The organism is Pauljensenia sp. UMB9872, assembly GCF_030212665.1.
Taxonomy (GTDB): domain Bacteria; phylum Actinomycetota; class Actinomycetes; order Actinomycetales; family Actinomycetaceae; genus Pauljensenia; species Pauljensenia turicensis_B.
On sequence record NZ_JASOER010000007.1, the window covers coordinates 1 to 24,020 of the forward strand.

The 24,020-nt window shown below is 57.4% G+C and carries 20 protein-coding genes and 2 tRNA genes; 10 read left to right on the plus strand and 12 right to left on the minus strand.

Features of this window, described 5'->3' with window-relative positions; all coding sequences use genetic code 11:
• Position 1: 1 nt before the first annotated feature.
• Positions 2-74 (plus strand) — tRNA-Lys (locus QP109_RS03850).
• Positions 75-222: 148 nt separating this feature from the next.
• Here QP109_RS03850 and QP109_RS03855 read toward each other — a convergent pair.
• Positions 223-699 (minus strand): peroxiredoxin, encoded by a 477-nt coding sequence (locus tag QP109_RS03855; RefSeq protein ID WP_101627381.1) that lies wholly within the window; start codon positions 697-699, stop codon positions 223-225.
• A gap of 149 nt (positions 700-848) precedes the next feature.
• On the opposite strand from QP109_RS03855, the gene QP109_RS03860 reads away from it, so the two are divergent.
• The 3 genes from QP109_RS03860 to QP109_RS03870 all read left to right on the plus strand — a co-directional run bounded on the left by QP109_RS03860 (position 849) and on the right by QP109_RS03870 (position 3,335).
• A complete protein-coding gene (locus QP109_RS03860) occupies positions 849-2,417 on the plus strand; it encodes a Na+/H+ antiporter NhaC family protein (RefSeq protein WP_285023401.1) in 1,569 nt (522 codons plus the stop codon).
• Between the two features lie 450 nt (positions 2,418-2,867).
• Complete coding sequence (locus tag QP109_RS03865) at positions 2,868-3,080, plus strand: hypothetical protein (RefSeq protein ID WP_101627704.1); 213 nt, start codon at positions 2,868-2,870, stop codon at positions 3,078-3,080.
• 3 nt (positions 3,081-3,083) lie between these two features.
• The gene (locus QP109_RS03870) at positions 3,084-3,335 is read left to right on the plus strand and encodes a hypothetical protein (RefSeq protein WP_101627383.1); all 252 of its coding nucleotides are present in this window, start codon (positions 3,084-3,086) and stop codon (positions 3,333-3,335) included.
• 350 nt (positions 3,336-3,685) lie between these two features.
• On the opposite strand, the gene QP109_RS03875 is transcribed toward QP109_RS03870, so the two are convergent.
• The 5 genes from QP109_RS03875 to QP109_RS03895 form a co-directional block, all read right to left on the minus strand.
• Positions 3,686-3,769, minus strand: a tRNA-Leu gene (locus QP109_RS03875).
• Between the two features lie 128 nt (positions 3,770-3,897).
• Positions 3,898-5,028, minus strand: coding sequence for a tRNA 2-thiouridine(34) synthase MnmA (mnmA, locus tag QP109_RS03880; RefSeq protein ID WP_101627384.1), 1,131 nt, complete (start codon positions 5,026-5,028; stop codon positions 3,898-3,900).
• A 12-nt stretch (positions 5,029-5,040) separates the two neighbouring features.
• Entirely contained in the window at positions 5,041-6,249 is a 1,209-nt protein-coding gene (locus QP109_RS03885) for a cysteine desulfurase family protein (RefSeq protein ID WP_285023404.1), read from the minus strand.
• A complete protein-coding gene (locus QP109_RS03890; RefSeq protein WP_285023406.1) occupies positions 6,246-7,235 on the minus strand; it encodes an electron transfer flavoprotein subunit alpha/FixB family protein in 990 nt (329 codons plus the stop codon). Before QP109_RS03890 ends, QP109_RS03885 begins: the two co-directional genes overlap by 4 nt.
• Position 7,236: 1 nt before the next feature.
• Positions 7,237-8,028 carry an electron transfer flavoprotein subunit beta/FixA family protein gene (locus tag QP109_RS03895; protein WP_285023407.1) on the minus strand — a complete coding sequence of 264 codons (792 nt, stop codon included), beginning with the start codon at positions 8,026-8,028 and terminating at the stop codon, positions 7,237-7,239.
• A gap of 237 nt (positions 8,029-8,265) precedes the next feature.
• Here QP109_RS03895 and glgX point away from each other — a divergent pair, with 237 nt between their 5' ends.
• The 6 genes from glgX (at position 8,266) to QP109_RS03925 (ending at position 18,682) form a co-directional block, all read left to right on the plus strand.
• Entirely contained in the window at positions 8,266-10,560 is a 2,295-nt protein-coding gene (glgX, locus tag QP109_RS03900; protein WP_285023409.1) for a glycogen debranching protein GlgX, read from the plus strand.
• A 53-nt stretch (positions 10,561-10,613) separates the two neighbouring features.
• A complete protein-coding gene (trpS, locus tag QP109_RS03905; protein WP_270772737.1) occupies positions 10,614-11,714 on the plus strand; it encodes a tryptophan--tRNA ligase in 1,101 nt (366 codons plus the stop codon).
• A gap of 141 nt (positions 11,715-11,855) precedes the next feature.
• Positions 11,856-12,617, plus strand: a complete 762-nt coding sequence (locus tag QP109_RS03910; RefSeq protein WP_285023412.1) for a VIT1/CCC1 transporter family protein — start codon at positions 11,856-11,858, stop codon at positions 12,615-12,617.
• A gap of 130 nt (positions 12,618-12,747) precedes the next feature.
• Positions 12,748-14,796, plus strand: a complete 2,049-nt coding sequence (locus QP109_RS03915) for an alpha-1,4-glucan--maltose-1-phosphate maltosyltransferase (RefSeq protein WP_285023413.1) — start codon at positions 12,748-12,750, stop codon at positions 14,794-14,796.
• Between the two features lie 91 nt (positions 14,797-14,887).
• Complete coding sequence (gene glgB / locus QP109_RS03920) at positions 14,888-17,089, plus strand: 1,4-alpha-glucan branching protein GlgB (RefSeq protein ID WP_285023415.1); 2,202 nt, start codon at positions 14,888-14,890, stop codon at positions 17,087-17,089.
• Between the two features lie 135 nt (positions 17,090-17,224).
• Positions 17,225-18,682, plus strand: coding sequence for a phosphotransferase (locus tag QP109_RS03925; RefSeq protein ID WP_285023417.1), 1,458 nt, complete (start codon positions 17,225-17,227; stop codon positions 18,680-18,682).
• A 91-nt stretch (positions 18,683-18,773) separates the two neighbouring features.
• On the opposite strand, the gene QP109_RS03930 is transcribed toward QP109_RS03925, so the two are convergent.
• The 6 genes from QP109_RS03930 to QP109_RS03955 form a co-directional block, all read right to left on the minus strand.
• Positions 18,774-19,661, minus strand: coding sequence for a tetratricopeptide repeat protein (locus QP109_RS03930; RefSeq protein ID WP_285023419.1), 888 nt, complete (start codon positions 19,659-19,661; stop codon positions 18,774-18,776).
• A gap of 74 nt (positions 19,662-19,735) precedes the next feature.
• Complete coding sequence (locus QP109_RS03935; RefSeq protein WP_101627392.1) at positions 19,736-20,737, minus strand: hypothetical protein; 1,002 nt, start codon at positions 20,735-20,737, stop codon at positions 19,736-19,738.
• Positions 20,738-20,751: 14 nt separating this feature from the next.
• Entirely contained in the window at positions 20,752-22,278 is a 1,527-nt protein-coding gene (locus QP109_RS03940) for a hypothetical protein (RefSeq protein WP_285023421.1), read from the minus strand.
• Positions 22,279-22,417: 139 nt separating this feature from the next.
• Positions 22,418-22,714, minus strand: coding sequence for an Rv1322 family protein (locus QP109_RS03945; RefSeq protein ID WP_497008164.1), 297 nt, complete (start codon positions 22,712-22,714; stop codon positions 22,418-22,420).
• Positions 22,715-22,777: 63 nt separating this feature from the next.
• The gene (gene nucS, locus QP109_RS03950) at positions 22,778-23,476 is read right to left on the minus strand and encodes an endonuclease NucS (protein ID WP_101627394.1); all 699 of its coding nucleotides are present in this window, start codon (positions 23,474-23,476) and stop codon (positions 22,778-22,780) included.
• Between the two features lie 126 nt (positions 23,477-23,602).
• The gene (locus QP109_RS03955) at positions 23,603-24,007 is read right to left on the minus strand and encodes a DUF2550 family protein (RefSeq protein WP_101627395.1); all 405 of its coding nucleotides are present in this window, start codon (positions 24,005-24,007) and stop codon (positions 23,603-23,605) included.
• Positions 24,008-24,020: the final 13 nt, after the last annotated feature.

Sequence of the window (24,020 nt, forward strand, 5' to 3'; positions counted from 1 at the left end):
CGCGTCATTAGCTCAATTGGCAGAGCAGCTGACTCTTAATCAGCGGGTTGAGGGTTCAAGTCCCCCATGACGCACAAACGAAAACGGAGCAACCAATTGGTTGCTCCGTTTTGTTGTTTCCTGCCCTGAATTAGTGTTTCTGTCCCTGCTTCGAGAAGCGATGATGAGACACGGCGATCAAGGAAAGACGTATAAGGCGACAAAGTTAGCCACGGGCCGGTATCAGTCGTCCAGACCGAGGTCGCGACATAGGCGCGCCACATGACCCGTCGCCTTCACGTTGTACTGAGCAAGCGCAACCGTGCCATCCTTGCCAACAACAATGGTCGAACGAATGATGCCCGTGAAGATACGGCCGTAGTTCTTCTTTTCACCCCACGCGCCCCACGGTTCAAGGATTGCATGCTCGGGATCCGAGATCAGCGGGAAGTTAAGTCCCTGCTTCTGAGTGAACTTCTCCAAGGCTGGAATTGTGTCCGCGCTTACGCCCACAACCGTGTACCCAGCTGCCTTCATTGTGTTCAGGTTGTCACGGAAATCGCAGGCCTGCGTCGTGCAACCAGGGGTCGAGGCCTTCGGATAGAAGTAGACGATAACGCCCTTTTCACTGCCCGCAAGCAACTCAGGCAGTGAGATCAGTCCCTGCGTAGATTCAGCGGTAAACTCCGGAGCCTTCGCTCCAATTTCAAGTTGAGTCATGTCAAAAGCATATCGACGCCGATAGCGCTGCGCTCGTCGAATCCTGCACTACCCGCGCAATCAAAATGTCCAGAGTAAGAACACCGAAGACGCGGCCTCATGCGCCTTGCCTAGCCTGAATTCATCCCAACTGTACTGAGGAGACCCCCGTGACCGAGGCATACCCCGTTCTCACACTCATCCCACCGATTCTTGCGATTGCTCTTGTCATCACGACCAAGAAGGTCATCATGTCGCTCGCAGCCGGCGTTATCTCCGCTGCATTCCTGATCGAAAACGGTGGAATCGTAGGAACAGTCGTCAAAATCTGGGGTGCGTTCTCTCAGATATTCTGGACCGAAGGGGCAATCAACGCCTATTACGTTCTGATTCTCTTATTCCTTATCACGTTGGGCATCATCACCTCGCTTGTCCTGATGGCTGGTGGCACCGCAGCGTTTGCAGAATGGACGATGACGAAGATCAAAGGTCGGCGAGGTGCCCACATTCTCGCCGCCGCACTCGGTACCGCGATTTTCATTGACGACTATTTCAACGCGCTTGCCGTAGGCCAGGTGGCACGCCCTGTTAGCGACCGCCACAAGGTGTCTCGCGCAAAGCTCGCCTACCTGATCGACTCATCGTCGGCACCGGTCGCTGTTCTTGCACCGTTTTCTTCGTGGGGCGCCTCGATCATCGGCATCATGGCACCGATCGTTGCAGCAACCTCAATTCAGGTGACCGACGCGGGCGCATTCCTGCGTAGCGCGGGCATGAACTATTACGCCATCGGCGCAGTCATCCTGTTGTGGTTGACCGTCATCTTCGAAGTCGACTTCGGCTCGATGCGACGCGAAGAACGTCGCGCGGTCGAGCACGGTCACGTCTACGATCCGGGAGAGCAGATTCCCGGCCAGTTGACCGACAACCTACCACGTCACGAACCTGGCGCCATGCGCGCACTGATCGTCCCCTTCGTCATCCTGATCCTGGGCGTTCTTGCTGGCATCGCATGGACCGGCCATTCTGCTTCTAAGTCGTGGAATGCCCTGGATATCTTGGCAAACACCGACGTCGCCGTGTCGCTGAATGTCGGTGGTGTTCTTGGCCTGATCTCCGCGGCATACTACTACTTCCACTACACGCACAAGGATCCTGCTTTCGAGCTAAAGACTGCCGGCAAGGGTGTCGTCGAGGGCGCTCGTTCGATGCTTCCGGCTATCGAGATCCTGCTGTTTGCATGGATGCTGGGCTCGCTCATTTCTGAGCTCGGTACCGGCGCCTACCTTGGTGCGCTGGTTGAATCCTCAAGCCTGCCTGCCCAGTGGCTGGTGCCACTGATATTTGTCATCGCAGGTGCTATGGCGTTCGCGACGGGCACATCGTGGGGTTCCTTCGGAATCCTGCTCCCAATTGCCGGCGAAGTTATGGCAGCTGTTCCCAACGGTTCCGACCTGCTGATTCCCGCGTTCGGCGCTGTTCTTGCTGGAGCCGTCTGGGGCGACCACTGCTCCCCGATCTCCGATACGACGATTCTGTCGTCGACCGGCGCTGGCTGTAACCACATCACGCACGTCAACACTCAGCTTCCCTATGCGCTTGCCGGTGCAGGAGCTGCGTTGCTTGGCTACATCACGTTCTCCATCACCAGTTCAGGACTCATCGGCCTGGCGATTGTGCTCACAGCGCTCGTTGCACTGACCGTGTACGTGCGTACTCGCCTGCCGCTCATCGCCTGATCCTTACGATTCATGGTTGTGCCTCCGAGACTTTCCTCTTGGAGGCACAACTGTATTCGGGCTATTGGCGAAAGAAGGACACCAGCATTTAGCTGGTGTCCTTCCGTTGTGCGCGAGATGGGACTTCGGACCCATCACAAAGACCAACAAAGCGTTAGCCCACTCTTGCGACCACAGTCCTGCTAATGGTCTGACCACCCAACAAAGGCTCACCAGAAACTGGACACACCCCACCACCCATCAACGCTTCCTCCTTCTGCGCCTCTTCCTAGACCGGCGACCGCCAGCCCCACCCGAGTCAGCCCCTGCCTTACCCATGACATCGCATTACCTCCTCACCCTCGACCCCCACACATTCATGGCGGAATCACCTCCTCCTCAGGCATTTCGCACCCTAGGCATTGGTAACAGGAGTTGACAATATGGGGAATGGTAACTATAGTTACCGTTATGGGGTTTCTGAACAGCGCCTGGAAACATGGCTTCTCTCGCCAAGAGATCGACCACGCTTTGAACAACCCCATCCTTGTCCACTATTTCGACGGCTACGTCATAGTCATCGGCTCGACAGCTACAGGCACACTCCTCGAAATCGGCGTGAATAACGAAAACAACGTTTTCCACGCCATGCCCGCCCGAAAGAAGTTCCTCAGGAAGAAGTGACCCATGAAAACCACTGCACAGATGCTTAACGAAATCGAAAACGCCAACAACGGAGCAGGACCCGATCCTCTGACCACCATTGACGATCCGACCCTGGCTAGGATCGCAGTCGCTCAACTGCGCGCCCGCGAAGCCGAAACAGCCCTTGACGCCGCCGTTGCGTCCGCCCGAGAAGCAGGCATTTCCTGGCAAGCAATCGGCGACGTTCTCGGCATGACCCGCCAAGGAGCAAACAAACGCTTCCATGCCGCCTGACTTACAGCTCATCGAGCTTACTCCCGTCATTGTGATCGAGGGTGGAAACCACACGAAGGGGCCGACACGGTCGATGAGGGCGCAGAAGTCGAGGGCCTGCCGGTAAGTCTCGAAACGGTCGGACGTTGGGGTCGCGCCGGGGCGTAGACGGTATTGGACGCGGTAGATGATCGTGCCGCTTTTGAGAACGACGGGGGGACGGTTTGAGCATGAGGATACGCCTCGCAAGGCCATCCGAAACTAGGTCAACGATTCTTCAAGATAACCCCTTGCACTGGCCATCTGTAGTCTCGCTGTAGTCTCGGTGCTTGTGGCACCTCGGCCTTTCCGCAGAATCATGCGGGAAAACCTGGTGCGCGAGATGGGACTCGAACCCACACGTCAAAGACACTGGAACCTAAATCCAGCGCGTCTGCCAATTCCGCCACTCGCGCGCGAACCTGTTTTCGAGGGTGACGAGGTTCCGCATGGAACCTATGCTCGCAAACAGTGCTCGTTTAGTGTACAAGGTCGGTGGTAGCCCCGGCGAACTGAGCTTATCTGTGGACCTCGTAAGAAACCATCAGGCTGCGAACGACGAGGCTCGGCTTGCCCGCATGATCGTTGCTTCCCCCAAGACACGGGTGTCACGGTATATGACCAGCGACTGGCCGGCAGCAACGCCACGGATCGATTCGGAAAGGGACACGACCAAGTGGCGTTCCCCTCCTTCACGCGCCTCGTCTTCGGAGTCGTGCTCGACTAGGGAAACGGGGACGGGCGTACCGTGGGCGCGAACCTGGACAAACAGGTCATCCGTTGAGGCCCCCAGATCGTCGGGAGCCAACCAGACGACGTCCTCACATTCAATTCGATCCACGCTGAGCAGAGTCGATGCTCCAACGACGACCTGGTTCGATTCCGGACGGGTTTCCAGAACATAGCGAGGCTTGCCATCTTCGGCGGGACGATCAATATGCAGACCTCGTCGCTGACCAACCGTGAAGTTCCAGTAGCCCTGGTGGGTGCCGAGGACCTCGCCGTCGGGGCTCACGATCTCACCTTCATCGCTACCCAATCGAGTGCGCAAGAAGCCCTGCGTATCTCCATCGGGAATGAAGCAAATGTCATAGGAATCCGGCTTGTTGGACACGCCCAAGCCAAGACGCTGCGCTTCGGAGCGCACCCACGCCTTGGTGGGCGCATCGCCAAGGGGTAGTAGAACGCGTGACAGTTCATCACGCCCCATGATTGCCAGAACATACGACTGGTCTTTCAGAGAATCCGCGCCGCGGTGCAATTCCGGGCCGGATGGACCATCAACGATTGCAGCGTAGTGGCCAGTGCAGACAGCATCAAAACCCAGTGCCTTCGCGCGCGTTGCAAGTTCACGGAATTTCACGAACTCGTTGCAACGCACACACGGGTTCGGCGTATGCCCCAGCTTGTACTGTTCAACGAAGTCTTCGATGACGGTTTCTTCGAATTCTTGGGCGAGGTCCCACACGTAGAACGGGATCCCCATGATTTCGGCTGCTCGCGCAGCATCGCCCGCATCTTCAACGGAGCAACAACCTCGCGAGCCGATACGGCATTCCTGCGGTTGACTCGACAAAGCCATGTGGACGCCGACAACATCGTGGCCGGCCTCGACCGCTTTCGCTGCAGCGACAGCCGAATCCACCCCTCCGGAAAGTGCGGCAAGAACACGCATTCAATTGTCCTTTCAGTGGGTTCGACCGTGCATGCGGTCTCGATCGTGAGAGTCTAACGCCTGCCCTGCAAGGACGGCGCGTTCAAGAGCATCCACGAATGCATCAATATCCGCTTCGGTCGTGTCATGTCCGGTGGAAATGCGCAGGACTCCCAGCGCTTCAGCTTCGGTGGCTCCCAGTGCCAGGACAACGTTGGACGGGCGCGTCACCCCCGCGTGGCACGCAGAACCAGCAGAGACGTGGACATCTGCCATGTCCATCGCCATCAGGACCGCTTCAGGATGCGACGTCGGAATCGACAGATGAACGATCGAAGCCAACGCGTCATCCGGAGAAACAGTCAGTCGCGCACAGTCCGGCAGAGCGCGCGCCAAACGATCGCGCAGAAGCGTCGCGCGGACCTGCCACTCTTGGCGCTGAGCAACCGTTTCTTCAAGCGCTACTGCGAACGCGCACGCGCCGGCAACATCGGGGGTTCCTGAACGAATCCCGCGCTCGTGCCCACCGCCGGGACGATCGGTTGGAATCTTCAGCCCGCGACGTGCAACCAGCACGCCAGTCCCTGCCGGCCCACCAATCTTGTGACCACCCACGGTCATCAAGTCAACGCCGAGTTCCGCATAGGACACGTCCATCAGAGACATTGCCTGCGCGGCATCGGTGTGGGTCAGTGGACGCTGAGCGATCGGCATGGAGCGACCATCAAGTGCCTCGACCATCTGCGATACCGGCTGAATTGTGCCAATTTCTGAGCTGACCAGGGTGAGCGAAGCAAGAGAACACTGATCTTTCACCTGCGCCAACGCGTCAGTATCGATGACGCACACGCCGTTGGACGCCACAGGGAAAAGCTCAACAGCAAACCCGCGCGATTCTAAATACTCGCGCTGATTTCCTACAGCATCGTGCTCAACCGGGGACAGAAAAACAGTGTTCCGATCAGCACTAAATGCACGCCCAGCGAGCGCTCCCCCGTGTACGCCGATGGCATCTGACTCAGTAGCACCGGAAGTAAAGATCACTTCGGGCTTCTCGCAGCCCAGGGCGATAGCGACACGTTCGCGGGCGTCCTCCAACATCCTCTTTGCGCGTCTACCGCCACCGTGCAATGAAGCCGGGTTCCCGGGATGGGCGCTGAGCTCACGCTGAGCCTCGACCCATGCCTCCAACGCTGAAGGACGGATCGGGGTTGTTGCAGCGTGATCCAGGTAGTGCGTCACTCGGCGTCGCGCGCCTTCTTGATTTCTTCCAGTGCAGCCGGAATAACCTCGAACATGTCGCCAACAACGCCGAAATCTGCGATCTCAAAGATCGGAGCATCAGGGTCATCGCAGACAGCGACGATGTGGGCGCTGGACTGCATACCAACCGTGTGATGGATAGCTCCGGAAACACCCAGTCCAATGTAGAGGTTCGGTGACACTGACAGACCGGTCTGGCCGATCTGCATGGTACGAGGTGCCCACCCTTCGTCGCAGACAACGCGGGTAGCGCCGACGGCCGCGCCGAGTTCATCTGCCAATTCATTGACGATGTTCATATCACCGTTTGTTCCGCGACCCGCAACAACAACGGTGGAAGCCTCGGTCAGCGAAACGCCCGTTGACTCCAGTGCAGACGAGCAGACGACCGTCACTGCACGAGCCTCATCGCTGAGCTCAACGTCGATGGATTCGACGACCGGACTAACCGGCGCGGACTCGAGGACATCAAAGGATCCGGGTCGAAGCGCCACAACCGGAAGCGAACCCGAGACCTTCAGGCGATTCGACCACGAGCCCGCGAGCGCGGTGGTCGTGACAACCAGGGAGTCGTCATCGACCTCAACGCCGATGGCGTCGCAGACAACTCCGGAGTTGGTCAGGGTGGCGATACGAGATGCGACTTCACGGCCTCGGTAGGTCGAGACAACGAAGAGGGCTCCGAATTCCTGTGTCGTGACTGCGGATGCGACGGCGTCTGCGACGACTGCGCTGACGCGTGCGTCGGAGTGGTCAATACCGGGGATGAGGATCTTTTCCACGCCGAGGGTGCCCAGCGTGGTCATATCCGGGTTCGTGGTTAGGGAAAGTGCGACAACTCCAGCGTCACTCAATGTGGAGGCGAGAGAAATGATCTGCGCCGATGCTGGGGTCAGGTGCCAGCCGTCGGCGTCACTGCCCTGGTGGTCAGCAAGGACGAGGATCGGTTGAGAAAGAGTTGCCATGTCACTTCACCACTTCGAGGAGGTACTGGGCCAGTCGGACGCCTGCATCACCGGAGTCGGGGATGATCGTTCCGGCGCTGTCGCGGGTGATCTCGTTGGATTCGAGGACCTCGGTAACCTGGCCACGCTGGGCGATAGCCGAGCCGGCAACGCTTTCTTCGATGTCGGCCAGTTCCCAGGTGTCCATTGGCTTCTTGCGTGCGGCCTTCATGGCCGCGAATGCCGGATAGCGGGGTTCGTTGATCTGGTCGGTGACCGAGACAACTGCCGGCATGGGTGCGGAAAGGACGTCCTCGTACCCATCGGCGTTGCGTTTGATTTCAATGGTCGAGGCGCCGGTATCGACGGAGATTTCGTGGGCCAGACCGAGCAACGGGAAGTGTAAGCGGGTCGCAAGCGCCGCGGGAAGCATTGAGGTCATCGAGTCGAGCGATGCCATACCCGTAATAACAAGGTCAATGGGTTTTTCGTCGGCGAGCGTCTGAACGGCTCCAGCCAATGCGAGCGCGGTCAGACCGGCATCAGCTCCAGCCAGTGCCTCGTCGCTGATAAGAACACCCCGGTCGGCCCCCATCTGGAGCGCGCGCATCAGGGCGTCTTCAGCGTCCTCGGGCCCCATGGTCAGGGCGATGACTTCACCGCCGTTATCTTCGACCAGTTGAACGGCTGCTTCAATGGCGTTTTCGTCCAGTTCGTTGAGGACGTCATCTTCGCCACGAACAATGCGACCATCTTCGAATCGGCGTTCCGACTGCATGTCTGGAACGTGTTTCACGCATACGACAATTCTCATAGCTTCTAGCGTGCCACAAAGGGCGAGTAAGCCCGAAGAGCAAGGGGTGTGAGATGGGTTTTCCCACACGCTTTGACTACGTTGCGTCAGAAACCTTGCCGGCTTGCAATAATAGTGCGGGTGGTAGCGCACATTTTTTGAGTATGTGCGCGATACATTGACAAGAAGACGCAGTTCCCATCAACAGTTTCTTGAACCATTACCGTTCAAGCATGTTCTGGCTAGAGAGAGGACATCATGGGCCACGACCATTCGCACGATCACTCGGTGGCGCTCGTGAATGTTACTCAGCCGAACCCTGTTCCTCCTCGCTTCGGTGTCCACGTTGCAAACGGTGGTCTTGACGTTTCCGTCGTGGCACGCCTGGCGACGCGCGTTGATTTCTGTGTTCTGGAGTCTGACGACTCTGAAACGCGGTATGCGCTGATTCCTAGCAACGAGGGCATTTGGCACGGTCATATCAATGGCTTGGGTGTGGGCACGCGTTACGGTTTCCGCGCTGATGGCCCGTGGGATCCCGATCATGGCTTCTTCTATAATCCGGCGAAGTTCCTGTTGGATCCCTATGGACGAGGCCTCGAGGGAAGCGTTGACATGAGTGCCGCGGTCTACGGGCATATCGTTGACGAGAACCTATATCCGACTTCTTATCCATTTGCACGTTCGCCTCTTGATTCGCGTGAGCATGTCCCCTGCTCCGTTGTCGTTGATTCTCGCTTCCCCGTGGCACCAAAGCCACGCATCCCGTGGGAAAAGACGATTGTGTACGAGGTCCATGTCAAGGGCTTTACGAAGAACATGCCCGGTATTCCTGGCGAATTGCAGGGAACATACGCGGGCTTGGCACATCCTGCGTCAGTGGATTACCTGAAGAACCTGGGAATCACTTCCATTGAACTTCTCCCCGTTCACGCGAAGTGTGAGGAACCGTTCCTATCGGAACGTGGTCTGACTAATTACTGGGGTTATTCGACCCTGAACTTCTTCACTCCTGAGCCTTCTTACGCAACTCATTCAGCGCAAGAGCGTGGCGCCCAAGCGGTCGTCGACGAGTTCCGTGGAATGGTGTCGATCCTGCACGAGGCAGGGATCGAAGTCATCCTCGACGTCGTCTACAACCACACGTGTGAAGGTGGCGACGCCGGCCCGTCACTTTCGTGGCGTGGACTCGATTCTGACCTGTACTACCGCCACACGAACACGGTTCCCGTCGCCTGTATTGACGACACGGGCACCGGAAATACCGTGAACGTCGACAATCCCAAGACAATGTCGATGATCCTCGATTCCCTGCGCTACTGGGCAGACACAATGGGCGTCGACGGTTTCCGCTTCGACTTGGCCGCAACCCTTGGACGCTTCGCCACGGGATTCGACCCGAAGCACCCGTTGCTGATGGCAATGGCAACCGACCGAACACTGTCAACGGCAAAGCTCATCGCTGAGCCCTGGGATATCGGCCCCGGAGGCTGGCAGACCGGCAATTTCCCGCTCCCCTTCTCAGAGTGGAATGACCACTACCGCGGGGCACTGCGTGGCTTCTGGCTCTCCGACGTTCGTTCCCTCGTCGAAGGTCACGGCGCGTCTGGCCCGAATAACCTAGCGACCCGTTTGGCCGGTTCCCGCCCCGTTTTCGATCATGGCACCGGAATCGGACGCGGGCCTCGTGCCTCAATTAACTTCATTACCGCGCACGACGGCTTCACCCTCGCTGACCTCACGGCGTTCGATACCAAGCACAATTGGGCGAACTTGGAAGGCAACCGCGACGGATCGAACGACAATCGTTCATGGAACCACGGAATTGAAGGCTGGGTCGCATCAATCGCGAACATGACCGATGACGAAGTTGACCCGGTTGAGGCAAAAGAAGCAATCAAAACGACCTCTCGTCGTCGCTACCAGACCCAGCGCAACCTACTGACCTCCCTGCTCATTTCTGCGGGCACCCCGATGATCCTCGGCGGCGATGAATTTAGTCGCACTCAGCAGGGCAATAACAATGCGTACTGTCAGGATTCCCCAATCTCGTGGTTCGACTGGAATCTGACACCCGAGCAACTGGCACACAAGGACTTCGTTCGTTGGTTGATCAGCCTGCGTCAAGCTCACCCCGTATTGCGCCCCGATGTCTACGAATCAGGTACACCCGTCCCCGGCGATTCAATCCCGGATGTGGCGTGGCTGGATAAGACCGGTGCTCCCATGCCGACAGAAGGCTGGGCTCTTTCCGACAATCGCGTGTTCCAAATGTTGCGTTCGGGCGTACGTTGGAACGACCGCGACGCTCTGGTCATTGTGAACGGCGCTTTGGACGAGCAGAATGTGAGCCTTCCGACCGGCCACGGCGTCGATTGGCTCGTATGCGTGAATACAGCGTGGACTCGCCTTGACGAGGGTGTTCAACCGGGGACCGATCCTCGCGCATTGAGCCTGAGCCTGGGACAGGTCGCCAATGAGTCCATCGTGACTCTTCGACCGAACTCGATGCAGGTCTTGCTTTCCGATATTGCGGTACCGCCCAAACGCTAACTGCGGGCGGACGCGAAATAGCGTTAGGCGCGTCTTTCGATAGAATCACACCCATGACTTCCAGTGAAGACGCACTTGCACACTCGACATCCGACGCATCGCTTGCTCGTTCGAAGGCTCGTTCAGCCGAAATCGACCTGGCCATTGATGAAGATCCCACTCGCTTCCGTATCCTGACCGGTGACCGACCGACCGGGCACCTGCACCTCGGTCATTACTTCGGTACGCTTCGTAACCGTGTTCTGTTGCAGAACCGTGGCGTTGAAACGTGGGTTCTGGTTGCCGACTATCAGGTGATCACGGACCGCGACGGCGTTGGCCCAATTCGTGAACGCGTCCTTGGTCTGATTGCCGACTACATTGCTGCCGGTATTGATCCGGAGCGTTCGACGATTTTCAATCACTCTAGCGTTCCGGCGCTCAACCAGCTGATGCTCCCCTTCCTGTCTCTCGTCACCGAGTCTGAGTTGCACAGAAACCCTACGGTGAAGGCAGAACTCGAAGCCACCGACGGTCGCGCTATGACTGGCCTGATGCTGACTTACCCAGTTCACCAGGCTGCTGACATTCTGTTCTGCAAGGCGAATCTTGTTCCCGTTGGTCAGGATCAGCTGCCACACTTGGAGCAGGCTCGCCTGATCGCCCAGCGTTTCGATAAGCGCTATGGTCGCGCTAATCCTGAGGTTCCCGTCTTTCGTCGTCCCGAGGCCCTTTTGTCCGAGGTCCCGCTGTTGCTCGGCACCGACGGCACGAAGATGTCCAAGTCGCGCGGCAACACTATCGAACTTGGCATGACCGCTGACGAAACGGCGAAGATCCTGAAGAAGGCGAAAACTGACGCTGAGCGCACGATCACCTACGATCCCGCGAATCGTCCTGAGGTCGCGAACCTTTTGATGCTGGGCTGCCTAGCGTCCGGTCAGGCTCCCGAGGCAATCGCCGCGCAGATCGGCGATAAGGGTGCCGGCACGCTCAAGATGTTCGTCACCGAGGCCCTCAATGAGATGCTTGCTCCACTGCGCGAAAAGCGTAGCGAACTGATCAACAACGAGGACTACTTGCTCCAAGTGTTACGACTTGGTAACGAAAAGGCGAATGAGCAGGCGAACGAGACCCTCCACGAGGTACGTACCGCCATGAAGATGAACTACTGAACCACCATTTTTGCTGGTCATGCCGACTAACTATGGGTGCCCTCAGCGCATTGAGGGCACCCATTTTTAGGTAGTACAAAGGTCCTAGAGGCGCGCTTTTCCTTGCTAGCGGGGCAGTCTTTTTCTCCCTAGTTTGAAAGCATGACGACTCTTATTCCGTTCACTTTTTCCGACTCTGTCAAAGGCTCACCCGTCGCTTCAATTGCGCCTGTAGCCCAGAAGAAGGAGTCTCTTGCTGCTCGCCTCAACTGGTTGCGCGCAGGCGTTCTTGGCGCCAATGACGGAATCGTGTCGATTTCGGGTCTTCTTGTTGGCGTCGCGGCTGTGAACCCGGCAAACACGAAGGCCATCGCTATTGCAGGTGTAGCCGGTATCGTTTCTGCAGCCCTATCAATGTCCGTCGGCGAATACGTCTCCGTTTCCACCCAACGCGACACGGAGCGACAGATTGTCGCCGACCAGAAGGCTGCCCTGGCGGCTGATCCAGCTGGTCAAGAAAAGCGCCTTGCGTTCTTGTGGGAAGAACGAGGCCTGCCGAAAGACACCGCGACGTTGGTAGCACGAACGTTAAGCGAAAGTGACGCACTGGATGCTCACCTGTCGCTTGAACACAACATTGACCACGACGATCTGACGAACCCGTGGGTGGCAGCGGGATCTTCCTTCCTTGCCTTCCTATGTGGATCGCTCCTCCCCCTGCTCACGATGCTGTTGTTCCCACCCAGCATACGTATCCCCGCAACATTCATCGCCGTTCTTGTTGCGCTCGGTTTGACTGGGTGGATCTCAGCGATTCTTGGTCGTGCACCTCGCCTTCCCGCAATTGCACGTCTGCTCATTGGCGGTAGCGTCGCAATGGCACTGACCTTCGTCGTCGGCCATATATTCGGCGTCGCAGTCTGAAAACGCGGCCGACCTCGCCAATTCGGCGACGAAGCCGGTTTTATCTATCTGAAACTGACCGCCACCACAAACACGAACCTCCAGCCCGGCGCTAACCACGCGAGCGCCCCAACTGACGTAGGCTGGTGACGTGAGCGACATTCTTCTTCCTCGAATCCCAGTCACTGAAGTTTTCCCTGTCGTTGAAGACGGCACGTTGGCTGCAAAGGCAACAGAAAACGAGCCTCTTCCCATTCGCGCGACGGTTTTCCGTGAAGGACACGACGCATTTGCGGCCGAAGCGGTCTTGCTCGACCCCGATGGCGTCGAGCACATGCGCGCTCCAATGGCGGACATCGCGCCTGGCCTTGACCGGTACGAAGCGTGGGTCAAACCCGATCGCCCCGGCACTTGGTCTTTCCGCGTCGATTCATGGTCGGACCCCTATGCCACGTGGCGTCACGACGCAACCATTAAGGTTGACGCAGGTGTCGACGTCGAATTGATGCTGGAAGAAGGCGCACTCCTGATGGAACGCGCCATCGACGGAAATGCCCTGAACAACCCCCTGCAAAAGTCCCTCGATGCCAAGGACGCCGAGGTTCTGCGTGACGCTGCAGCCCACCTGCGCGATACGTCGCGTTCGGTTCAGCAACGCCTGTCCGCGGGCGTATCGTCACACGTGCGCGCCGTGTTCCGGGCCCACCCCGTACGTGACCTTCTTGGGTCTTCACGCGAATACCCTCTGGCTGTTGCCCGTGAGCGCGCCCTGACCGGTGCTTGGTATGAGATCTTCCCGCGTTCAGCCGGCGCGTTCCAGCGTGAAGATGGATCGTGGGTGTCGGGAACTCTAAAGCAGGCTTCCTACGAGCTCGACCGCATTGCTAGAATGGGCTTCGATGTCGTCTATTTGACGCCTATTCACCCGATCGGCACGACAAATCGTAAGGGTAAGAACAATACGCTGGTCGCCTACGAGGGCGATCCTGGTTCCCCCTACGGCATTGGTTCCCCCGATGGCGGACACGATGCGATTCACCCCGAGCTGGGCGATTTCAATGACTTCGACGATTTCGTTGAGCGCGCGTTAGAGCTTGGACTTGAGGTCGCCCTCGACTTCGCGTTGCAGTGCTCCCCCGATCACCCGTGGGTCACCGAGCACCCCGAATGGTTCACGACCCGCGCCGACGGTTCGATTGCGTTCGCGGAGAATCCGCCGAAGAAGTACCAGGACATCTATCCACTGAACTTCGACAACGACTATGACGGCATCTACGAGGCCATTCGTGATGTCCTCGAAGTGTGGATCGAGCACGGCGTGACGATATTCCGCGTCGATAACCCGCACACGAAGCCGGTGCGTTTCTGGCAGGAAATCATCGCTGACGTCCACGATACGCACCCGGAGATTATTTTCCTTGCTGAGGCATTTACTCGCCCCGCGATGATGCGCACTCTGGGCGCGGTCGGATTCGATCAGTCCTACACGTACTTTGCCTGGCGTACGCAAAAGCAGGAGATCGAAGAGTACCTGACCGAGGTTTCGACGCAAACCGCTCACCTGATGCGTCCGAGCTTTTGGCCGACCACTCACGATATTTTGACCCCGCAGATGACGACGGGCGGTACTGCGATCTTTGCGATTCGTGCAATGCTCGCCGCTCTTGGCGCTCCGAACTGGGGGATTTACTCGGGCTACGAGTTCGTTGAGAACGTTCAGCGTCCTGGCTTTGAAGAGCAGAACGATAACGAGAAGTATGAGTTCCGCCCACGTAATTGGGAAGATGCTGAGCCTCTTGGCATTACACGCCTGTTCACCCTGTTGAATGCGGCTCGCGCGAAGCACCCGGCCCTGCGTCAGCTTCACCAGCTTCGAATTCACCCGACCTCTCACCCAGAGATCATTTGTTTCTCCAAGCAGGTTTCCGGAGCATTCACCGAGTCCGGGAACACGGACACGGTGATCTGCATCGTGTCGCTCAATCCTCATGAAGGTGTGTCAGGCACCGTGCACATTGATCTGAACGACCTGGGAATTCAGACCGCCGGTGGTCATTTCCGCGTTGTCGACGAACTTGATGGCGCCACCTACACCTGGGGATCCGAAGGCTGGGTTGACCTTTCCCCCGTTACTCGTCTTGGTCATGTGTTCTCTGTTGAGCCCACAACTGACCTCGAACCTTGGACCAACCGACACTGACATCGAGAAAGGATGGCTCTCACGGTGTCTTATGGCGATCTTTAGTGTCGCCTAGCTCACAAAGATGCCGATGACGTGCGAGAATGTGGACATGACTAATGACTTGACCCCCATCCCCGTGGATCTAGCGACGCTCGATGCCGTTGGCAACGGCGCTCACTACAATCCTCACTCTGTCCTCGGCGCACATATTGGTGATTCATCAGTCACCATCCGCTCCGTTCATCACCTTGCCGACGCAGTCGACATTGTCACCGCAACTGCAGCGTACCCCGCGACCCACGAACACGCCGGCGTGTGGGTTAGCGTCCTTCCCGGTGAAGAGATCCCCGACTATCGCGTTCGCGTCACCTACGGTGATCAGATCACGACTCTCGACGACCCCTATCACTACCTGCCAACGCTCGGCGAGATGGACACCTACCTCATCTCCGAAGGCCGTCATGAGCAGCTTTGGAAGGTTCTTGGCGCACACGTTAAGCACTACAGTGGCGACATGGGCGACGTCGACGGTGTTGCCTTCGCCGTGTGGGCACCGAACGCACGCGCTGTCCGCGTTGTCGGCGACTTCAACTTCTGGGACGGCACTGCAACCGCGATGCGTTCCCTCGGCTCGTCGGGCGTCTGGGAAATCTTCGTCCCCGGCGTAAAGGTAGGCGCACGCTACAAGTTCGAAATCCAAGGCCCCGGTGGCAACTGGTTCCAGAAGGCTGACCCGCTGGCACGCGCCACCGAAATACCGCCGGCAACAGCCTCCGTCGTCACCGACTACTACCACGAGTGGGCCGACGAAAAGTGGATGACTGACCGCGCCGAGCGCAACGTCCATGAAGGCCCGATGTCGATTTACGAGGTCCATGCTGGATCGTGGAAGCAGGGTCTGGGCTACCGCGGACTGGCTGACGAGCTTGTCCCCTACGTCAAGGAAATGGGCTTCACGCATGTTGAGTTCATGCCTCTGGCAGAGCACCCTTTCGGCGGGTCGTGGGGCTACCAGGTGACCTCGTACTACGCACCCACCTCGCGTTTCGGCACACCCGACGATTTCCGTTACCTTGTCGACGAATTCCACAAGGCCGGAATTGGCGTCATTCTCGACTGGGTTCCCGCTCACTTCCCAAAGGACGACTGGGCGCTTGCTCGTTTCGACGGTACTCCCCTGTATGAGGATCCGGATCCGTTGCGTGGCGAGCATCCTGACTGGGGAACCTACGTCTTCAACTTCGGTCGTCGCGAGGTCCGCAACTTCCTGGTTGCGAACGCCCTGTACTGGCTCGAAGACTTCCACATTGACGGTCTGCGTGTTGACGCTGTCGCCTCGATGCTCTACCTCGACTACTCGCGTAAGGATGGCCAGTGGCGTCCAAACCAGTACGGTGGTCGCGAGAACCTTGAAGCGATTGAATTCCTGCAGGAAGCTAACGCGACCGCCTACCGCACGCATCCTGGCATTGTCATGGTCGCAGAAGAATCAACCGCATGGCCGGGCGTGACCGCACCGACCAGTGGTGGTGGCCTGGGCTTTGGCATGAAGTGGAACATGGGCTGGATGAACGACACCCTCCACTACATGGCAGAAGACCCGGTGAACAGGCGTTGGCACCACGGCGAACTCACGTTCTCGCTGGTCTACGCATTCTCTGAGAACTACGTGCTACCGATCTCCCACGATGAAGTTGTTCACGGCAAGGGCACCGTCGTCGAGAAGATGCCCGGTGACGACTGGCAGCGTTTCGCTGGCACCAAGGCACTGTACGCCTACCAGTGGTCGCACCCCGGCAAGCAACTCCTGTTCATGGGTCAAGAGATCGCCCAGCGCCAGGAGTGGAACGAGTCCTACTCGCTCGACTGGTGGATCACCGACTTCGAAGGCCACGCTGGTGTTCAAGCGCTGGTCTCCCGACTCAACCACCTGTACGCCCAGAATCCCGCTTTCTGGGATGACGACTACACGGGCTTCGAGTGGATCGATGCATCCGACGGGGATCACAATCTCATCACCTACCTGCGTAAGGGCAAGCGTGAAGGCACCGAACAGCCGGTCGTCGTCTGCGCAGCAAACTTCGCTGGTAACCCGCATGAGGGCTACCGAGTGGGACTGCCCTTCGGCGGCGAATGGACTGAAATCCTCAACACCGACTCCGAAGAATTCGCAGGCTCCGGCGTGACCAACCCAGGTGTGATCATCGCAGAACCGATCCCGTGGAACGGCCGTCCGTTCTCAGTCGAACTGCGTATTCCGCCGCTCGGTGGACTCTGGCTGGCACCCGTCAAGCCTGACACAAAGCACTGACACCTTCAGGGCGGACTCATTCATCGAACGAATGTCGATAGAATGAGTCCGCATTTGTGTTGCCCACACAAGGGCAGACACGAATGCACCTGCACCATCAGCCGATGCTCCCCATCCGTCAAAGGAGACTAAACAGTGAACACCTCGACCTCGCACCTGTCGTGGCCCGCAGATGAGGACCTCCTTGCCGGGCTTCACGCATGGATGCAGGACCGCCGTTGGTTTCCACTGAAAGGTGACGCAGCACCGACACTTGATGAACTCAGCATCCACGCCGATGTTGCATTGGGCGACACGATTCGTGATCTGTTGATCAGCGTGAAACGCCCCGACGCTCTCGACGAGGCCCCCGTTCTGATTCACGTCCCCTTAGCCCTAGCACCCGCTTCAGACCTTGATTCCTTTGCTATCGCCGGCGAAATCCCCGGATCGCATGGTTTCGTCATGGAAAGCACCCCCGAGGTCGCATTCATTGACGGTCCGCACCACCCCGATTTCTGGCGTGCGTGGGCGAGGCTTGCCCACACGCAGGGATTATTCCTTGACGATAAGGGCATCGCTGCGATCGAAAGACGCGCCAATAGCGGACGAGTCATGACCGGTGAGCAGTCGAATACGAACGTCGTCATGCGTAGCGGTGAGGGTGATCCTTATGCTGATGACATTGTCATCAAGCTTTTCCGTGTCCTCGCCGCAGGTCGCAACCCCGATGTTGAGGTGTCTGTTGCATTGGCAAAGGACGGGTGGGATCGCGTCCGCACACCCGTCGCATGGTCCACACTCACCTGGAACGACGCTCTAACGGGCGAAACCATCCTGACCGACTCCGCGGTAGCCTGCACCTTCATTCCAGCCGCTGACGACGGTTTTGAACTCTTCTGCGACTATGCCACCCATGACAACCAAGCGAATGGAACAGTTCGTAGCTCCGCAAAAGCACTAGCATTCGCTCTCGGTCAAACGACCGCCCAGATGCACTCCCATATGGCCACCTCCCTAGGTACATCCGCCCCCGTTCCCCCATCAGAGCTTGCCCACTCCCTGCGATCACGCGCCTCGTGGGCGCTGGCAGAAGTCGCCTTCCTTGCAGAACGCATTCAGAATTTCGAAGAGAAAGTCGACCGCGTCTTCGCACGCCTCGAAGCTCTTGATCGCCTCGACGAAGCAACACGCATCCACGGCGACTACCACCTGGGGCAGGTTCTCCACGAAAAGGATCTTCCAGAAGGCGTAGAACCACGCTGGTTTGTTCTCGACTTCGAAGGCGAGCCCCTACGTCCGCTTGCCGAACGCTCAATGCCTGACCAACCCATGCGCGACGTTGCCGGCATGCTCCGTTCCTTCGACTACGCGGCAGCCGTCGGAAAAGCCACCGACGAAACATGGCGAACCGACATGCGCACCGCCTTCATCGATGGATACCGCGATTCATTCGGTGACATGAACGAGGCAGACACAGAACGTAAGCGAGCACTGATCGCGGCCCTCGAACTCGACAAGGCTCTCTACGAAGCCGTGTACGAAGCACGAAACCGCCCCGACTGGATTGACATTCCAGTACGAGCCATCGAAGCTCTCATCACTGAAGACTGAAGCGCCATCCTTGCGTCAACCACTGTGGGGCGGACATCATCACGATGCCCGCCCCACAAGAGTCTAAGAAAAATCTTGTTTTCTACGTCGCTCACACAAGCACGAGCGTCGACAAAACCATGCGCGCCTTCATGACGTCGGGAGTGTTACCGGCGACGCGGAACAGATCCAGCAAGCGCAACCGCGCTACATCCTTTGCTTCCGTATCATCGGCCGTCGCAATGATCTTCAGCAACAGGTCAAACGCACCTTCGTGATCACCGGACGTAAAGAGAGCATCAGCACGGGCGGCCGGATCAGACGCATCAGCTGAAGCACTCCGCGCAGCAACACGCACACGCGCCAAGTGAGCCTTCGCGGCCTCGTCCTTCGGATTCAGATCCAGAACCTTCTCCCACAAAGCGATTGCTTCATCCAATTGTCCTGCTTCTTCGGCAGCAAGAGGGGCCTCATGTGCGGGCGGAATCGGAGCAGCCGTATCCTCTTCGGACACCGCAATACGACCGTTAATCCCCATCTGAGCGCCAGCATCCAACACCTGATCGATGATCGGGCGCACCTGATCCTTCGGCGCAATTCCCTGGAACAACGGAAGCGGACGCTGATTCATCAACGCCACAACGGCAGGTACACCCTGAACCTGGAACGCCTGCGCAATCTGAGGCGATGCATCAACATCGCCAGTCGCCAACTGGAAACGACCCGCATAGTCGCGAGCAAGATCCTCCATCGAAGCAACAAACGGCTTCGACTCCAACTGCGACGACGAATACATGACAATGACAACCGGAACGGTCGTTGAATTCGCCATCAGATCTTGGAAGTTCTCTTCACTGACCTGCACAACCAGCGGCGCATTCAATCCCACCTGAGCCTCAGATGACACCGTTTCCTGGCCAGAAACCTGTCCGGAAGCTAAAGCCCCCAGCTCCACTGCCCCATGCGAGTCAGCGGGCATCATGCTCGGTTCATTCGGCATTGTTCCTCCAATGTATTTCAGACATACGTCGGCGGTGGTACCAATCAAGCAAGCACCACTAAAGTGTGAGAACTTTAATTGTCGGGGTTCGTTGATTCGTCCATCGTCACGGATTCAAGAACACGTTCAGCGCCGATAATACGCGCGACACCGCCTTGTTCGCTCGACGGAATATTCATCATCACGGTCGCCACGTAGGTTGCAACCGCAGTGCCCTTGACCGAATCATCGTCTCCGGCATTCATGGTTGCCGTCTGGCCACCCAGTCGCATCGTCGAGCCGGCAACCGTACGAGAGTACGTCAACGTGTACGAGAATGTCGTAGCGACAAGAGCCGAACCATCTTCCAGTACAACGCCCGTCACCGGGTTCTCCGTCAGACTTGCCGACGCAGTCACATTACCGGCAGCCGCCAGCGAGGAATTCAACGACGATGCCGCATCGAGGTACTTGGACGTGAACTCGTCCGAAGCAAAGTTTTCATTCGAAGACAAAGATGCGTTCAGCATGTCCACATACGCTTGCGCAGCGTCACCGGGTGTCATGACAAAGCCCTCGGTGTCATTCGTGACGTATGCCGACCCCTTCGTCACCGCAGGAGTGGTCAGCGAAGTTCCCCCGAGCATGCGCGCCCACGCAACCAGCGAGTATTCGCTACGAGCATCGTTCTGCACGAGCATCTCGATGACGGGCAACTGCGACGTGTCGGCTTGGCGGATATTCACGATGGCACGAGGCCACTGCGACGAGTTTGTCACTGCTATCGTCTGAGGAGTCAGGTCAAGCTGGGGAACAGCCTCACCAGACGCAACAGAGTAAGCGTATTGGGCTTCACGCATACGAGCTGCGCCACCGGAAATACGGCCGTCAAACACGTCACCATTGAGCGCTTCATCAGCACTGTTCAACGTTTCTTGAACCTTTGCCAGCGCTGACGAAATCCGCTCTTCATCAAGGTTCGGAGAAACGGAGGCCGACTGGTTGGTGTCAGGAACAGTCAGTTCTCCCCCGCCGCATCCAGCCAGGCCAAGCGTCGCTACAAGAGCGGTCGAAAAGACGAGAGTGCGTCGTTTCATTGCAATCTCCTTCGTCAGTTCTTCTTCAACCAGCTAGACAGGAGCTTCGTCCACGAGTCACTTCCACTACGGGAAGCAGACGAGGATTCTTCAGACTCTGATCCCGTCGAATCATCAGAATCCGTCTGGTGCACGATCGGGATCAGGCCGGTGTTGAACTCGCGTCCATCGATCACGATCTTCTCTTCGCCCTTCTCACGAGCTTCGCGCAGTGCGCGACGGCTTGGAAGTGTGACGCCGGGGCGGATGCTCGACAGATCGATGATGCCGGTATCGGTTGAGACCTTCTCCGGCGGATCCTGGTCTTCGGTGCCCGTCCATTGACCGTGGCGGCCAGCCACCGGCTTCAGCGTTTCTTCTGCTTCGGGGGTTTCTTCTGAGGGGTCATCTTCACCCACAGCTGAATCTTCAGATTCTGCTTGAGCAACCTGCTCACTGTTGTCGGAAGCAGGGGCAGCATCGAAGGCCACTTCATCAGAAGTGGTCGCCTCACTGGTCTCTTCAGTGGTTTCGCTAGCGTTTACTCGGTTATCCGTCGCCCATTCGTCGATTGCCTGCTCTACTGTCTCTTCAGAATCGCTGACCTTGTCTGTAGCTTCAGTATCTGCGACTTGGAGGGCTTCATCTAAAGTGTCCTGCTGCGCAGACTCTTCGTTTTCCTCGGTGGAAGTGTCCTGAACAGAAGCTTCTTCGATTTCTTCGACCTTCTTTGCATCGGCTAGAGCGTTCACCGCATTAACGTCAATTGTTTGAGTATCGGTCGAGTCAGCGCTACGACGCTCTTCCAGCGCCTTCGCGCGCTCGGCACGATGACGAAGAAGCTGGTAACGGCTCAGGAATGCCACACCTGCGATCAATGCAAACAGGATCGCAAGAATAAAGGAAACAATCGCAAGAGTATTCACACTACGGGTTGCCCACGTCAATGTCAGGGTCGTATCAGAAGCACCCGACGTAGAGACTGCCAGCACCGAAAGACCTGCGGAAACATCATCTAAAGACATGGATACCGTGCCCTCACCCGTCACAGAGTGCAACCACATATCAGACTTGGATGCGTCGGCAACCAACTGAGCAGGCTCAGTCCCCACCTGAGATTGAGTAGCACCAGGCTGAGCGCCCGACTGAGCACCGGAGTGCGACGTATCCGAGCCAGACTGAGCACCAGACTGCGGGCCCGACTGACCGGTATCACCAGCAGCGCCTTCGTGCTGATTCACCTTTAGGACACTACGATCCGAGGTCAGACCAACAACTTCGGTGTAGGGATCGTTCCCGATCCAACCGAGGACGTCACCGGGAGTGCCGACACCGAGCGTCAGCTCAGCGCCCGATTTTGACGTCGCCGTCACGACAACGTTCTTGTCAAGCAACGGCAGAACGCGGTCATGCGTCATGATGATCGCCGTTGGCGACTCAATAGACGACGACAGTTCCTTTGCCGGCTGAAAAACGGTCAGAGCAAGGACACCAATGATCACAAAAACCAGTGCGATCGCGCCAGCGGTGGTAGCAGCGGCGTACGCCTTGATTCGGTCCACGCGTTGCCTCCTCGGTTATGAAGTAAAGACTCTAACCGTTCAACGATACGAGGAAACGCGCGAACAGACACGTTAAATTCACTATCTCGTGATAAATAACATGAGATTAAAGGGCATTTCCAAGCGCCTAGGCCACTTCCTAGTTCGGACGCAGTCCCCTGTTCCAACAATCCGTGTGCCAATGACGCCTACCATCGAGCCCCTGAGGCAAACCATAGGGAGCTTCTTCTGGCCACGCAACAACGTGCGCTGCCCCAACAAGCACCGGACGCAAACAACCCGGGCATGTATATTCCTTCGAAGATGACGAGACGCGACGAACCTGATAATCACTACCATCAGGCCCTGTTTCCGTATGCGGCATCGACGAAAGCCGTGTCATATCAAGTTCACGGTGAGGCTCACCCCATCGCCGTTTCATTGAACGCCGTGCCATGGCCCCTACTTCTCCATTCGCTTCTTCATCATGGCGATAGATGTCAGCGCGCGTTCGACAACATCAGAACAGACGTGACTCAGGATCATCGAAGCCACGCATAGCGTCATAATCGAGTACAACACAGCGGATGCCACGATCCTCGGCCAGAGTACGAGCCTGCTTCGAAATCTCCTGGGCGGCAAAAATGCCCGACAAATTCTTCAGCAACGGATCGCGCGACAAAAGCGAAAGGTAGCGAGTCAGCTGCTCAACACCATCGATACCGCCACGACGTTTCACTTCAATAGCAACGTGCTCACCCTGCGGGTTCTTCACCATCAAATCAACGGGGCCGATCGGAGTTTCAAACTCACGGCGAACGAAAGTCCAGCCTTCACCCAAGACTTCAGGAACCTGCTCTGCCAGCAACGCCTGAAGATGTGTCTCAACGCCGTCTTTCACAAGACCGGGATCTTCGCCCAAATCAACATTCACATCCGAGACGATGTCGTGAATCGAGATGACAAGACGGTCATCTTTCTTATCTGCTTGGACAGTCCAAACTTCAGTAACGCCGTCGACTTCCTCATCACTTTCAGGCACTTCCACAGTGACCGTGCACGGGGCATTCATCCAGTTCAGAGGCTTATATGATCCACCATCGGAGTGGATCAAAATTGAACCATCCGCCTTGAGCATGATGACGCGCGTGGCGGGGTCAAGGTGGGCTGACAGACGACCGGAATAATCAACGGTGCACGTTGCAATGAGGACTCGCACGCCCCAGAGCCTAACAGGTGAAGGCACCCGATCTTTACTATCAACGCCTCAGACGTGGCGAGATGCTCAAATTTCAAGGCTGTAAAGCAGGAAGCAAGCAACCTAGTAGCAGTGCATGAAAAGAACTCAGACTTGAGGCGGACCGGATTCGACCCACGAGACAAGCGCATTGTATGTTTCCTTTGACAATGCGATCTCATAGCGCTTCTCGTTGGAGAGCAGGCGAATCTCAACAAGTTCGCCATCTTTAGAATGCGGGTTCGCCGCTAAGATCTGAAGGCCTCGACGCTTCACGGAATACACGGGCTTATTCGTCAAGCCAACCAAGCGATACCACGACAGCGATTCAACGTCGTAGAGGCCCAGTCCCGCCGTCCATCCCGAGTGCTGATCGGGACGTGAGAATGACCGGAATGCGCCAAGCTTGTTTTCCAAGTGACGAGCACGCACGTTAATTATCAGCAAGACAAGCAGACCAATAACCACAACACATGCCACGAGCCACACCACAATGACGAAAAGCGAAGTCATGAAGCACCTCCGT